This is a genomic window from Streptacidiphilus sp. PAMC 29251, from assembly GCF_054208735.2.
Genome location: NZ_CM135725.2, coordinates 1,750,859 through 1,764,381, shown reverse-complemented (window position 1 = coordinate 1,764,381; position 13,523 = coordinate 1,750,859). Strand labels below are relative to the sequence as shown.

11 protein-coding genes and 2 pseudogenes are annotated in these 13,523 nt (G+C 72.6%); 9 read left to right on the top strand and 4 right to left on the bottom strand.

The window, feature by feature from the left end; translation table 11 throughout:
* Positions 1 to 19: 19 nt before the first annotated feature.
* On the top strand, positions 20 to 2,161 hold the full coding sequence (gene glgX / locus ACXKR8_RS08410; RefSeq protein ID WP_458272266.1) for a glycogen debranching protein GlgX: 2,142 nt from the start codon (positions 20 to 22) through the stop codon (positions 2,159 to 2,161).
* A 26-nt stretch (positions 2,162 to 2,187) separates the two neighbouring features.
* Here glgX and ACXKR8_RS08405 read toward each other — a convergent pair whose 3' ends face one another.
* Positions 2,188 to 3,183, bottom strand: a complete 996-nt coding sequence (locus tag ACXKR8_RS08405; protein ID WP_458272265.1) for an HNH endonuclease — start codon at positions 3,181 to 3,183, stop codon at positions 2,188 to 2,190.
* 186 nt (positions 3,184 to 3,369) lie between these two features.
* On the opposite strand from ACXKR8_RS08405, the gene ACXKR8_RS08400 reads away from it, so the two are divergent.
* Positions 3,370 to 3,864: an ATP-binding protein gene (locus tag ACXKR8_RS08400; RefSeq protein WP_458272264.1), complete on the top strand. Its 495-nt coding sequence runs from the start codon at positions 3,370 to 3,372 to the stop codon at positions 3,862 to 3,864.
* On the opposite strand, the gene ACXKR8_RS08395 is transcribed toward ACXKR8_RS08400, so the two are convergent.
* Together ACXKR8_RS08395 and ACXKR8_RS08390 are read right to left on the bottom strand one after the other, a co-directional pair.
* Positions 3,831 to 5,006 carry a class F sortase gene (locus ACXKR8_RS08395; protein ID WP_458272263.1) on the bottom strand — a complete coding sequence of 392 codons (1,176 nt, stop codon included), beginning with the start codon at positions 5,004 to 5,006 and terminating at the stop codon, positions 3,831 to 3,833. The genes ACXKR8_RS08400 and ACXKR8_RS08395 overlap by 34 nt on opposite strands.
* A gap of 117 nt (positions 5,007 to 5,123) precedes the next feature.
* Positions 5,124 to 5,648, bottom strand: coding sequence for an aggregation-promoting factor C-terminal-like domain-containing protein (locus ACXKR8_RS08390; RefSeq protein ID WP_462100406.1), 525 nt, complete (start codon positions 5,646 to 5,648; stop codon positions 5,124 to 5,126).
* A gap of 768 nt (positions 5,649 to 6,416) precedes the next feature.
* Here ACXKR8_RS08390 and ACXKR8_RS08385 point away from each other — a divergent pair.
* The 7 genes and pseudogenes from ACXKR8_RS08385 to ACXKR8_RS08355 all read left to right on the top strand — a co-directional run bounded on the left by ACXKR8_RS08385 (position 6,417) and on the right by ACXKR8_RS08355 (position 12,772).
* Positions 6,417 to 6,710 carry a hypothetical protein gene (locus ACXKR8_RS08385; protein ID WP_462100405.1) on the top strand — a complete coding sequence of 98 codons (294 nt, stop codon included), beginning with the start codon at positions 6,417 to 6,419 and terminating at the stop codon, positions 6,708 to 6,710.
* Between the two features lie 136 nt (positions 6,711 to 6,846).
* Positions 6,847 to 8,094, top strand: coding sequence for a phosphodiester glycosidase family protein (locus ACXKR8_RS08380; RefSeq protein WP_458272260.1), 1,248 nt, complete (start codon positions 6,847 to 6,849; stop codon positions 8,092 to 8,094).
* Positions 8,091 to 9,050: a decaprenyl-phosphate phosphoribosyltransferase gene (locus ACXKR8_RS08375; RefSeq protein ID WP_458272259.1), complete on the top strand. Its 960-nt coding sequence runs from the start codon at positions 8,091 to 8,093 to the stop codon at positions 9,048 to 9,050. Before ACXKR8_RS08380 ends, ACXKR8_RS08375 begins: the two co-directional genes overlap by 4 nt.
* Before the next feature lie 95 nt (positions 9,051 to 9,145).
* Positions 9,146 to 10,506, top strand: a pseudogene (locus tag ACXKR8_RS08370) (FAD-binding protein).
* A gap of 85 nt (positions 10,507 to 10,591) precedes the next feature.
* The gene (locus ACXKR8_RS08365) at positions 10,592 to 11,347 is read left to right on the top strand and encodes a decaprenylphospho-beta-D-erythro-pentofuranosid-2-ulose 2-reductase (protein ID WP_458272257.1); all 756 of its coding nucleotides are present in this window, start codon (positions 10,592 to 10,594) and stop codon (positions 11,345 to 11,347) included.
* A 258-nt stretch (positions 11,348 to 11,605) separates the two neighbouring features.
* Positions 11,606 to 12,151, top strand: a complete 546-nt coding sequence (locus ACXKR8_RS08360) for a hypothetical protein (protein WP_458272256.1) — start codon at positions 11,606 to 11,608, stop codon at positions 12,149 to 12,151.
* Positions 12,152 to 12,373: 222 nt separating this feature from the next.
* Complete coding sequence (locus ACXKR8_RS08355; RefSeq protein ID WP_462100778.1) at positions 12,374 to 12,772, top strand: hypothetical protein; 399 nt, start codon at positions 12,374 to 12,376, stop codon at positions 12,770 to 12,772.
* On the opposite strand, the pseudogene ACXKR8_RS08350 reads toward ACXKR8_RS08355, so the two are convergent.
* Positions 12,703 to 13,506 (bottom strand): annotated as a pseudogene (locus ACXKR8_RS08350) (DUF6777 domain-containing protein); the annotation flags it as partial. The gene ACXKR8_RS08355 and the pseudogene ACXKR8_RS08350 sit on opposite strands and share 70 nt — an antisense overlap.
* Positions 13,507 to 13,523 lie beyond the last annotated feature (17 nt).

Genomic DNA, 13,523 nt, shown 5'->3' with positions numbered 1-13,523 from the left:
TTCATCGTAACGTCGCGGCATGCAGACATGGCCTGGCCGTTCCCACCCGCTCGGAGCCCACTACGACGGCTCCGGTACCAACTTCGCACTGTTCTCCGAGGCGGCGGAGCAGGTCGAGCTGGCGCTGATCGCCGACGACGGCGCCGAGCAGCCGGTGGCGCTGACCGAGGTGGACGGCTTCGTCTGGCACGGCTACCTGCCCGGGGTGGGCCCGGGACAGCGCTACGGCTACCGGGTGAACGGGCCTGACGATCCCTCCGCCGGGCACCGGTTCAACCCGGCGAAGCTGCTGCTCGACCCCTACGCCAGGGCGATCGACGGGCAGGTGGACGGCGACGAGTCGCTGTACGGCTACCGCTTCGACCAGCAGGGCGGGCTCAACACCCTGGACAGTCTCGGCCACACCATGCTGTCGGTGGTGACCGACAGTTCCTTCGACTGGGGCGACGACCGGCCGCCGAACCGGGCCTACCACGACACGGTGATCTACGAGGCGCACGTCCGCGGCCTGACCCGCACCCACCCGGCGCTGCCCGAGGAGATCCGGGGGACCTACGCCGGGATCGCCCACCCGGCGATCATCGAGCACCTGACCGCGCTGGGGATCACCGCCATCGAACTGATGCCGGTCCATCAGTTCACCCAGGACGGCTACCTGTTGGAGCAGGGGCTGTCCAACTACTGGGGCTACAACACCATCGGCTTCTTCGCCCCGCACAACGCCTATGCGAGCACCGGCACCCGCGGCCAGCAGGTGACCGAGTTCAAGCAGATGGTCAAGGCGCTGCACGCGGCCGGCATCGAGGTCATCCTCGACGTGGTCTACAACCACACCGCCGAGGGCAATGAGAAGGGCCCCACCCTCTCCTTCCGCGGCATCGACAACTCCGCCTACTACCGGCTGGTGGACGGCGACGCCGCGCACTACTACGACACCACCGGCACCGGCAACAGCCTGCTGATGCGGCACCCCGGCGTGCTGCAGCTGATCATGGACTCGCTGCGCTACTGGGTCACCGAGATGCACGTGGACGGCTTCCGGTTCGACCTCGCCGCCACGCTGGCCCGGCAGTTCCACGAGGTCGACAAGCTCTCCGCGTTCTTCGACCTGGTCCAGCAGGACCCGGTGATCAGCCGGGTCAAGCTGATCGCTGAACCCTGGGACATCGGCGACGGCGGCTACCAGGTCGGCAACTTCCCCCCGCTGTGGACCGAGTGGAACGGCAAGTACCGGGACACCGTCCGCGACTTCTGGCGCGGCGAGGAGGCGACGCTGCCCGAGTTCGCCTCCCGGCTGACCGGCTCCGCCGACCTCTACCAGCACGACCGGCGGCGTCCGCTGGCCAGCATCAACTTCGTCACCGCGCACGACGGATTCACCCTGCGCGACCTGGTCTCCTACAACGACAAGCACAACGAGGCCAACGGCGAGGACGGCCGGGACGGCGAGAGCAGCAACCGCTCCTGGAACTGCGGCGCCGAGGGCGACACCGAGGACCAGGACGTGCTGGTGCTGAGGGCGCGTCAGCAGCGCAATATGCTCACTACGTTGCTGCTGTCCCAGGGCATCCCGATGATCGCCCACGGCGACGAACTCGGCCGCACCCAGCAGGGCAACAACAACGCCTACTGCCAGGACCGCGCACTGTCCTGGGTGGACTGGGACCTCGACCGCCCCCGGCGCGAACTGCTGGACTTCACACGCAGGTTGGTCCAGCTGCGGCACGCCCACCCGGTGCTGCGCCGGCGCCGGTTCTTCCGCGGCGCGGTCGGCCCGGACGGCCTCGGCGACCTGGTCTGGTTCCGCCCGGACGGCGAGCAGATGCAGGACAGCAACTGGCACTGGGACGAGGCCAGGGCGGTGGCGGTCCTCCTCAACGGCGACGCCATCAGCGAGCCGGGACCGCACGGGGAACGGGTCCTGGACGACTCCCTGCTGATCCTGCTGAACGGCCACTACGAGTCCTTGGAGTTCCGGCTGCCGCCCGCGCGGTTCGGCGAGGTCTGGCAGGTCGCGGTGGACACGGCCACGGAACCGGACCAGGTCGACGAGACCGAGATCAAGGCCGACGGCAGCGTGCAACTCCAGGCCCGGAGCACCCTGGTACTGATCCGATCCGCCCGCACGCCCGGGGCCGCGGGGTCGGCGGCGCACCGGTAGGGGACGCCGGACGGCAGCGGCGGGCCTCAGCGGGGGGTCGCGGTCAGGACCTGGAGCAGGAAGGTGCGCCAGCGGTCCTCGTGCTCGCCGTCCAGCCGGGCCCGCTTGAGCTCGCGCCGGAGGGTGCTGCGCAGCGGCTGCCGGGACTCCATCACGGCCTCGTTGCGTCGGGCCAGCCGCTGCAGCTCGGCGGCGGTGGGCATACGGGCCGCGCGGGCGTCGGCGCAGGCCGCGTGGACCGGGGCGAGGTTCCAGACGCCGTCCAGGTCGGCGCCGTGCCGGCCGGGGACGGGCGGGAGGACATGGTCGACGGCGGTGGCGTCCTCGGGGGTGAGGACATCGCCGCAGTGCTGGCAGCGTCCGTACTGGAACCCGGTCAGCGCCGCGTGGATCCCGGTCACCGTGCGGCGGCCGGACCGGTCGGTGAGGGTGAGCGCTGCCAGGTCGGCGGCGAGGCCCTGCTCATTGAGGCTGCGGCCGACCGTCGGATCGAAGGAGTTCTCGACGATGCTCCAGCGGGCGTCCAGCTCGGCCCGGAGACCGGCGGCCTGCTCGCCGCCAGCGATCGCCAGCAGCTCGGGCGTCAGCCGGAGGCCGGGTTCCCCCGGATCGCCGGTGAGCTGGTAGAACCGGTGTTCGAGCGGGGCACCGCCGCGCAGCTGGTGGAACTTCGGCAGGACCAGGGCCGTCAGCGAGCGGACGGCGGCCTGTCGCAGTTCCTCGGTGGGGTGGCCCTGGGCCAGGGACGGCGCGGACTCCCGGGCGGCGACCGCCAGGAAGTCCGCCACGGCGGCGGGGGTGTCCGCCGCCGACTGAGGAGCTGGACCCGGACGGCCCAGCAGGCCCATGGCGTAGCGGTCGGCGAGCTCCGCCGGGCCGACCTCGGTCCGGCCTTCCGCGGCGAACTCCAGGAGGGCGTCACCGAGGGCGAACAGGCAGGTGTGGGACTGGGAACCGGTCAGCACGAGCAGCCGCCAGGAGGTGGCCGGGGTCGGTTCGGTCCGGTAGAAGTCGACGGTCATGACCCGCACGCTATGCCATCCCCTCCCCTCCCATCCCCAGACCGATGACGGTTCGGCCCCGCTGCGGCGGGACCTTGGCCAGGGCGGGACAGGACCATGGCCTGCTCTGCGGGCGGTGGCGTGGGGGAATCGTTGAAGTACCGGGCGGGAGGGGCCGCGTCCGCACTCAACCGCTGGGAGACCAGGATGACTGCTCGAATCGACCAGACACTGCTGCTGTCCCTGCCGCGCCGGGCCCGCTCGGCCGCGGTGGCCCGGCACGCGGTTTCCGCGATGGTCCCCGGCGCCGAGGACGCCCGGGACACCACGGCGCTGCTGGTGACCGAGGTCGTCGCCAACGCGGTCCGGCACAGCCGGGGCGAGTCCGTGCTGGTGGCGGCGTCGAGCGGCCGGGACGGTGTGGCGGTCGCGGTCTACGACCAGACCCCGCGGCTCAAGGAGTCGGCCGCGGCGCGGGCCCCGGGTCCGCAGCGGTCGCGTTGCCCGCAGGAGGAGTCCGCTTCCGCCGAGAGCGGCCGCGGTCTGGACCTGGTCGACGACCTGGCCGGCAGCTGGGGGGTCAGCCAGGTGGGGGAGGCCGGCAAGTGGGTGTGGTTCACCGTGGCCTACGACCCGGAGCCGGGCCTGCTGGATCAGAGCTGCGTGGATCAGAGCTGCTTGCTGCCGGTCAGGTGCGCGTAGAGGACGACATTGCCCAGGTAGCCGGTGTTCTTGTGGTAGCCGCCGCCGCAGGTGATCAGCCGCAGCTGGGGGTCCTTGGTGGCGCCGTAGACCCGGCTGGAGGGGAAGGCGCTCTTCTCGTAGACCTCGATGGCGTCCACGCTGAAGAGGGCGGCGGTGCCGTCCTTGCGGTCGATCTCGACGGTATTGCCCTTGTGCAGCGAGCCCAGGTTGTAGAAGACGGCCGGGCCCTGCTTGGTGTCGACATGGCCGTCCATGATGGCGTTCCCGGCCGCGCCAGGTGCTGCACCGCCCTGGTACCAGCCGGCCAGGTTGCGGTTGGTGTCCGGGGGGACCTGCAGCTGATTGGTCTTGTCCAGGTTCAGCAGGGTGACCGGCGCGTCGACCTGGATCGAGGGGATCTTGATCCGCACCGGCACCGAGGCCGGCAGCGGCTTGACGGCGGGCGTGCCGGCGGTGGCGCCGGGGACGGCGGGAAGGCCGCCGGCCGCGGGGTCGGCGAAGGCATCGGCGGCCGACGGCTGCGGCGGATGCACGGTCTGCGCGCCGTCGTAGAGCATCCAGGCCCCCGCGCCGAGAGCCGCGGTCAGCACCAGCGCCAGCGCCCGGTTGCGCGGAACCCGGCGAGCCCGGGCGGGGCGGGCGCGGCGGGACCGGCGGCGGTCGGCGGTGGTCGGGTGCGGCATCGGCGCAGGCCTTTCCGTGCTCGGCGGTCCTGATCGGAAGACCAGGCTGCGGGTGCCCCAGAAGCGCAGGGCGGTGGCGAGGACCATGCCGATCACGCTGCCGGCCCAGATGTCCGCGCGGGCGCTGGTGAACCCCAGCACATAGTGCGAGGTCAGCAGGCAGGCCACTTGGACCAGCGCCGCGACCAGCTGCAGTGCGCAGAACAGGACCGCGGTACGGGCGCCGCCGCGGTGGGTGCGGTGCCGGTAGGGCCCCAGCCGGTTGCCCAGGTAGGCCACCAGGCAGGCGGCGGTCGCGGACACGATCTTGGCCCCGACCGGGTTCCAGCCGTAGGAGATCCGCAGTGACGCGAAGACCAGCAGGTCGGTGCCGTAGGCGAGAGCGCCGGCCACGGCGAAGCCGAGTACCTCCGGCAGTAGGCAGCGGACGCGGCCCAGGCCGGTGGTGTCAGACATAACGCCCATTGTTTGCGGCGTCCCGGCCCGGCGCGAGCCGGTGTGCGCCGACAGGGGCCCGGCACATGGTGTGCCGGGCCCCTGCGGGTGTGACTGGTGTTCAGTGCCAACTGGTTTTTAGTACCAGCTGTTGGCCTGCCAGAAGGCCCAGGCCTGGTTGGGGCTGCCGTAGGTGGTGTTCATGTAGTCCAGGGCCCAGCGGATCTGGGTGGCGGGGTTGGTCTGCCAGTCGGCGCCGGCCGAGGCCATCTTGTCGCCGGGCAGGGACTGCGGCAGGCCGTAGGCGCCGGAGGAGGGGTTGGTCGCGGTCACGTCCCAGCCGGACTCGTGGGAGATGATCTCGTCGAACGAGGCCAGCTGGTCGGCGGGCACGATCTGCGCGGCGATGGACTGGGCGTCACCCGAGTAGGAGGCGCTGCTGCTCGCCGAGTCGTCGGACACCGAGCTGGAGCTGGAGTCCGTGCTGGTGGCGGCGCTGGACGAGTCGCTGCTCGTGCTGGGCGAGTCGTTGCTCTGGACGGTTCCGCCCGAGTTGGCGGCGTTGAACGCCTGCTCGGCCAGCGATTCGGCGCGCGAGTCGTTCGCCTGCATCGTCACGGAGCTCGGGGTGGCGGCGTGGGCGGCGGTGGTGACCGCACCCATCGAGACCAGGCCGGCCGTGGCGACGAGCAGGGCAGCGGAAGCACGCAGACGGGGGAGAAAGTACGCATGGGAGAAAAGACCTCAATCGGTTGGCGTATGCACTCCGACGGGGAATGGACAGCGCCGGGACAGGGGGCGCGGTCTACGTCGGATGCAGCGGGCACTCCGCTTGCGGTAAGGGGGTGACCCCCAAGTGCCGATGGCGGTGGTCGCAGCGGGACAGGTGCTGCGGCACCGGTTGACTCGGTCATTTGTAGCCGCCGGATCCAGTCCGGCCAAGGGGTCTTATTACTAGCCGCCCACGTAGTCGGCCGGAATTCCGGCAATCGGCCGGATCCGGGAATTCAGGCCCGTTGCCGGCCCCGGCGGAGGTCCGCTGACGGCGGGTCGGACCAGTGCGGGCACGGATCCCGGGACCTCGGCCGGAGACCGCCGCGGGACCCCGCCGACTCGGTGCGGAGCGTCCGATTCGCCCGGAAACGGCCTACTACATCCGCTCGTAGGGCGGGGTGGGGCTGTGGCGACCGTCACCTTCGCTACCGCAAAAATGTCCGTTTCGCCCCCTCTGAGGAGGGTAAGCCAGCCCTCCCATTTGGCTCAGGTGCGCTCGCCGGGCCGCCGGTCCGGCGGTTGTCTGGGGGGATGCGTCTCTCCCGCGGTGCGGCCGGGGCGGGGGCGGCCGCGGCTCTGCTCGCCGCTGTCGCCGCCGGTGTCCCGATGGTTATGGCAGCTCAGCACACCGGTCCGGTGCTTCAGGTGACACCCGCGGTGGTGCAGCCCAGTGACCACATCACCCTCCGCGCGCAGGGCTGCCCGGTCCCGGCCGAGGCCTTCTCCGACGCCTTCGACACGGTCGTGCTCGACACCGGGGGCCGCGGCAGGACGCTGCTGATCGACCCCCAGGTCCGGCCGGGACGCTATGAGATCACGTTGAGCTGCAACGGCGACGCCAGCACGGCCTCGCTGACGGTCGACGTCCCGCACCCGCTGGTACTGCCCGCCGGAACCGTGGCACTTGCCCTTGATCGGCGACACGCCGGGCCCGTACCCCGTACTGCCTAGCTGAACAGGCGCGGTGGCCGACTCGTACCTAGCGTGAATCTCGCGGCCGCAATTCCGAGCGGGCCGGGCATTCCCCCCGTTGCGGCCGCGGTATATCCGTGCCGATTCCGGGTTGAATACGAGGAAGAAGGTTTGTGTGCGAACGCCATCGGGTCCTGAATCGGGCGCAAGTAGTCCGACCCTCGTCACCGTCGAGTCCGGGCCCGAGGTCGAGCCGCCGCAGGCCCGGCCGGGCCGTCTGCGCCGACTGCGGTCGCGACTGCGCCGACTGCTGTCGCGACGCAGCGTCAAGGCGGTGCTGGCCGTGTTCGCGGTGTTCCTGGGCTGGCTCGCCTGGTCCGTCGGCGGCGCCCTGACCGCGCCGGGGGACGACAGCGTGGCGGCCAGGGTGGCCGAGTGGGGCCGGGACCATGAACTCGGCCCGGTGGTCACCTTCCTGGAGAGCGAGCAGTACAAGGCGAACCCGCCCAAGGTCGGCGGCGCGCCCAAGATGGCGCTGCAGCCCTCCGCCGCCGCGGCGGCCGCCCCGAACGCGGGCAAGCCCGCGCTGCAGCCGATCGTGCTGCCCCGGCTGATCACCCCGGCCGGCACCCCGCTGGCGGGAGAGGGCAACTGGCAGGTCCTCGGCCGGGTGAACGGCACCGCCGCGCTGATGGGCGCCTATGTCCGCCCGGACGACGAGCACACCTCCTATGTCGCGGGCGCGGTGTCCATGGACCAGCGGCTGCTGCGCTTCCAGCTGCACCCCGGCGAGCTGGACCCGGGCCCGGACAAGTGGGGCGTGCCGCCGTCGGTCCCGGCCGGCTCCCGCACCGGCCTGATGGCCACCTTCAACGGCGGCTTCAAGGTCGACGAGGCGCAGGGCGGCTTCTTCCTCAACGGCATCACCCGCGGCACCCTGACCGACTCGGCCGCTTCCCTGGTCTTCTACCGCGACGGCCATGTCACGGTCGGTTCCTGGAACCACGGGGTGGCGATGAGCCCCCAGGTGGTCGGCGTCCGGCAGAACCTCAAGCTGATCGTCGCCAACGGGCAGGTGCCGGCCAGCGTCGACGACAACGTCGAGAGCGGCTGGGGCCTGACCATCGCCGGCAAGTACTTCGTCTGGCGCTCCGGCGCGGGCATCACCAAGGACGGCCGACTGGTCTACGTCTACGGGCCGAGCCTGTCCGTGCACACCCTGGCCGACCTGCTCAAGCGGGCGGGCTGCACCCAGGCCATGCAGCTGGACATCAACCCGGCCTGGATGTCGTTCATGTACTACCAGCCGGGCTCGAACCCGGCGAACCCCACCCCGGTGAAGCTGCTGCCGGGCCAGGAGCGCCCGGCCGCCCGCTACTACGAGCCCACCAGCCGGGACTTCACCGCGGTGTACGCGAGGTGAGCCTGCAGCCGCCGGCCCAGCCCGGCCAAGCCGCGCTGGCCGTCCCGCTCATCGCGGCAGCCCGCCGACCCGCGTGGCGGCGCCTGCCGGTGGCCGCGCTGCGCACCGCCCGTCCCCGGCAGTGGCCCAAGAACCTGCTGGTGTTCGCCGCCCCGCTGACCGGATCCGCCCTGGGCCGCAGCAGTGCGGCGCTGGGCGGGGCGGTGGCGGCCGGGGTGGTCTTCACCCTGGCGTCCAGCGCGGTGTACTTCGTCAACGACGCACTGGACGCGGAGCGGGACCGGCAGCACCCGCGCAAATGCCTGCGCCCGGTGGCCTGCGGGGATCTCAGCGAGACCCACGCGGTGTCGCTGGCCGGCCTGTGCGTGGCCCTGGCGGCCGTGGTCGGGCTGTTCACGCCCGGCATCGAGCTGTCGCTGGCCGCCGCCGCCTATCTGGCCATCTCCTTTCTCTACTGCGCCAAGCTCAAGCACCTGCCGGTGCTGGAGCTGTTCCTGGTGGCCTCGGGCTTCGTGCTGCGGGCGGTGGGCGGCGCGGGTGCGGCCCGGGTCCCGCCGTCCGGGTGGTTCCTGGTGGTCTGCAGCCTGGGGGCGCTGCTGGTGGTCCTGGCGAAACGTTTCACCGAGATCACCTCGCTGGGCGCCCCGGCCGCCGCGCACCGGCCCAGCCTGCGCCACTACACCCCGGGCGGCCTGCGCACGGCCCAGCGGCTGACCGCGCTGGCCATGGTCGCGGCCTACTGCACCTGGGCCGCCACCGAGAGCGACCCCTGGACCGCCCACTGGCACCTGGCCACGGCCGTGCCGATGGTGATCGCGCTGGTCCGGTTCGACCGGCTGACCGCGACCGGCGGCACCCGGCACATCGAGGACCTGCTGATCCGCGACGTGCCGATGCTCTGCCTTGAGCTGGTCTGGCTGCTGCTGTTCGTCACCGGGCTGGCGCTGCACCCCTGAGCCTGGCCTCTGGTGACCTGGCCCCGCGTCCGTTGCGGTGACACCGGCGTGTGTCGGCGCCGCGGGCCGCCGGGTCGGCGGGTACGGTGCGTCCCATGCCAGGAATCGACCATTTGACCGAGCTGTCCGGCTGGGGGCGCACCGCGCCGACCCGGGCCCGGCTGCGCACCCCGGCCACGGCCGCGCAGACCGCGCAGGCGGTGGCCGCGGCGGACGCCCGCGGGGCGGTCGCCCGCGGACTGGGCCGCTCCTACGGGGACGCCGCCCAGAACGCCGGCGGCACCGTGCTCGACATGACCGCGCTGGCCGCGATCCGCTCCATCGACGTCCGGAACGGCCTGGTCGACTGCGAGGCCGGGGTCAGCCTGGACGCGCTGATGCGGGCCCTGATCCCGCTGGGCTGGTTCGTCCCGGTCACCCCCGGCACCCGCTATGTCACCGTCGGGGGCGCCGTCGCGGCCGACATCCACGGCAAGAACCACCACGTCAGCGGCAGCTTCGGCCGCCATGTCCGCTCCCTGGAGCTGCTCGGGGCGGACGGCGAGGTACGGACCCTGACGGCCGAGGACGAGCCCGAGCTGTTCTGGGCCACCGTGTCCGGGATGGGCCTGACCGGCGTCATCCTCTCCGCGCGGATCCAACTCCTGCCGGTGCAGAGCGCGCTGATGAGCGTGGACACCGAACGCGCGGTCGACCTGGACGATCTGATGGCCCGTCTGGAGGGCACCGACCACCACTACCGCTACTCGGTGGCCTGGATCGACCTGCTGGCCCGGGGCGCCGCCACCGGCCGCGCGGTGCTCACCCGCGGCGACCACGCCGTCCCGGAGGAACTCGACCGGCACCAGCTCCGCGCCCCGCTGGCGCTGCGCACCCCCCGGCTGCCGGCGGTCCCGCGCGGCATCCCTCGCAGCTGCTCAACACCCACACCGTCGCCGCGTTCAACGCCCTCTGGTACCGCAAGGCCCCCCGGGAGCGGCGCGGGCAGCTGCAGAAGATCTCCACCTTCTTCCACCCGCTGGACGGGCTGCCCGAGTGGAACCGCATCTACGGCCCCGGCGGCTTCGTCCAGTACCAGTTCGTGGTGCCGCCGGACGAGCACCTGGCGATGCGCCGCATCATCGAGATCATCAGCAGCCACCGCTGCCCGACCTTCCTGGCCGTGCTCAAGCGCTTCGGCCCCGGCGACCCGGGCTGGCTCTCCTTCCCGATGCCCGGCTGGACGCTGGCCCTGGACATCCCGGCCACCCTGCCCGGCCTGGGGCAGCTGCTGGACACCCTGGACGAGCACGTGCTGCAGGCGGGCGGCCGGATCTACCTGGCCAAGGACGCGCGGCTGCGTCCGGACACGCTGGCCCGGATGTACCCGCGTCTCGACGACTTCCGGCAGCTGCGGGCCCGGATCGACCCGGACCGGCGCTTCGCCTCCGACCTCGCCCGCCGACTCGACCTCTGAGACCCCCGACTCCGAGACTCCTGACCTCCGAGCGAGACTTCCGAGCCGACCCCCGCCCGCCCCCCGAGCCCCCTGAGGACCCCCTGTGAAGAACGCCCTGGGCCAGCCCCAGTCCCTGCTCCTGCTCGGCGGCTCCTCCGAGATCGCCCTGGCCACCGCGCGCCGCCTGGTCGGCGAACGCACCACCCGGGTGCACCTGGCCGGCCGTCCCTCGCCCGCGCTCAGCGCCGCCGCCGAGGAGCTGACCGCGCTGGGCGCCCTGGTCAGCGTGCACGACTTCGACGCCGCCGCGGTGGAGACCCATGAGGACGTGCTCGGCAAGGTCTTCGCCGAGGGCGACATCGACGTGGTGCTGCTGGCGTTCGGCGTCCTCGGCGACCAGCAGCACGACGAGCGGCACCCGCTGGCGGCGGCCGCGGTCGCCCAGGTCAACTATGTCGGCGCGATGACCAGCGCCCTGGTCTCGGCCGCCGCGCTGCGCCGGCAGGGCCACGGCTCGCTGGTGGTGCTCTCCTCGGTGGCCGGGCAGCGGGCCCGCCGGGCCAACTTCGTCTACGGCTCGACCAAGGCGGGCCTGGACGCCTTCGCCCAGGGGCTGGGCGACTCGCTGCAGGGGTCAGGGGTGCACGTCATGGTGGTGCGGCCGGGCTTCGTCCGGGGCCGGATGACCGAGGGCATGCCGGCCGCCCCGATGGCCACCACCCCCGGCGCTGTCGCCGACGCCATCGTCACCGGGCTGCGCCAGGGCAGCGAGACGGTGTGGGTGCCGGGAGGCCTGCGGGTGGTCATGACGGTGCTTCAGCACCTTCCGCGTCCGCTGTTCCGCCGCATCGCGCGCTGATCAGGGCGCCCTCCGGGCCTGCTGTTCGGTCGCGGCGTCACTCAGGTGGCGCAGCAGTCCGATCAGGGAACTGACGCCGCGTCCGTGGGGGCTGCAGTCCGGTGAACACTGGGCTGTCGCGGCCGGGGCGGGGCGTAATCCGCTCCCGGCGTGCGCTGTCTTCGAGCTGCGGGTACCCGAACCGGCCTGTCGGATGAGGGCAGAGCCTGATCCCCACTGGGGCGGATCGGTGCCCCCGTAACTCGGAGGTAGTTCCTCATGCGCGCTGCACGCCTGATAGCCGGTTCTGCTGTTGCCCTCGCGGCCCTCTCGATGGCCGCTCCGATCGCTCAGGCCGCCGACGGTGGCGGGACCACGAGCAATGTCACTCCGTTCGCGTTCAAGATCTACCCCACCACGGTGAAGGCCGGCGGCAACATCGGCCTCGGTGTGTCCGGTTGCGACGCCACCTCGGCCACCGCCTCGGCCGGCGTCTTCGACACCGTCACGCTGCCGTCCACCGGCACCAAGGGCGAGTACGTGGGTGCGGCGACGATCGACGCCGACGCCAAGCCTGGCGCCCAGTACGACGTCAAGTTCACCTGTGGCTCGTCCTCGGGCACCACCACGCTGACCGTGGCGGCTGCCACCAGCCCGACCACCACGCCCACGACCGTCACGCCGACCGGCGCGGTCAAGACCGGTCTCGGCGGCGGCAGCAACAGCGACAACTCCGCGGAGCTGGCCGCGGGTGGCGCACTGGCCGTGCTGGCGCTGGGCGGCCTGGGCCTGGCGGCACGCCGTCGCGCCGGCAACCACGGCTGAGTCCGCACGACAGCGCAACGGGTGGCCGGTCCCTCGGGGACCGGCCACCCGTTGGCGTGGTCAGGGGGTGGACGTGTTCGTGGGTGGCGGTGGTGTTGCTGCCGTTGTGGTGCTCTCGGGGGTTGGCGGCGGCGGCGTTGTGGTTGTCGTCGTCGACGGGGGTGTGGTGGCGGTGACGGTCGGGGTGGAGGTCGGTGCGGGCGTGGAGGGCGTGGGGTCGGCGTGGGTGTGGTCGCGTGGGGGGCGAACCGGGGCGGGGGAGTGGTGGTGGCGCTGGCCGAGGGGGTCGGTGTTGCCGTCGGCGGGTGCGTGACCGCGTGGGAGTGCGGGTGGGTCGGCGTCGCGGAGGCCGTGGACGGGGAGGGCCCGGGGGACCAGGTCGAGTCGGGGGAGTACGGGGAGTACGGGGAGCGGTGGTGCGAGGGGCTGGGCGGGATCGAGGGGGCCAGGGTGGCCGGTGCCGCCACGGCCCGGTCCGTCCGTCCGCTGCCGCCGACCGGCCGTTCGAACCAGGAGCTGTGCCGGGAGTCGAAGAGCACCACGGCGGTCACCCGGGTCACCGACGGGACCACCACCACGATGTCCGTCGGCTGGAAGGCGGCCCAGGCCGGGCCCGTGTAGCCGGCGGCCTTCGCCGTGGAGGGCGCCAGCAGGGGGTTGCCGCAGGCGCAGCGGGTGCGGGGGACCCCGTGGGCGTCGATGAGCACCGCGGTGCCGGCCTGCAGCACGGACTGGTACGTGGTGGCCGTGCCGTCGCGGTAGCCGTGGTTGGTCACCCTGGTGTCCAGCCGCAGCACCACCGGCGTCAGCGTCCGTAGATAGGAGTTGATGGAGTCGGCCGGGATGCCCTGGGCGCCGGCCCAGGCCCTGGCCTGATCGGGATGGGCGCCGAGCTGGGCCGACAACTGCGCCGTGCCGCAGCTGGAGAGCTGCTGGGTACCGGCGTACAGCCCGCTGGCGGAGCCGGCCACTCTGGTGTCCGTTCTGGTCTCCGCCCGGGTGTCCGCCCGGGCCGCGGCGGGGGTCGGACCACGGGTGGTGGCGGTGGGCCGCGGATGCGCGGGGGCCGGGAGGAAGGGGTCGGGCCCCGCGGTCTCGACCGGTTGCAGGGCGACCGGCTGCTCGGCGGCGGGCTGCGGCTTGGCCGGCCGGTTGGTGGCCAGCACCAGGGCCAGCACCAGCGCCGCGGTGACCGCGCCCGCGGCGAAGGCGAGTACGCCGCCACGGCGCCACCAGGGCCGATGCGGCCCGCTGGAGGAGGGGGCCCGGTGCCGCCCCGAACGGGACGGACTCCGGCTCGGCGAGGAGCCGAGTCGGGTACCGGGCGGTGGGTCGGCAGGCGGTTGGATGCTCATCCGTGCCTCCAGGGACA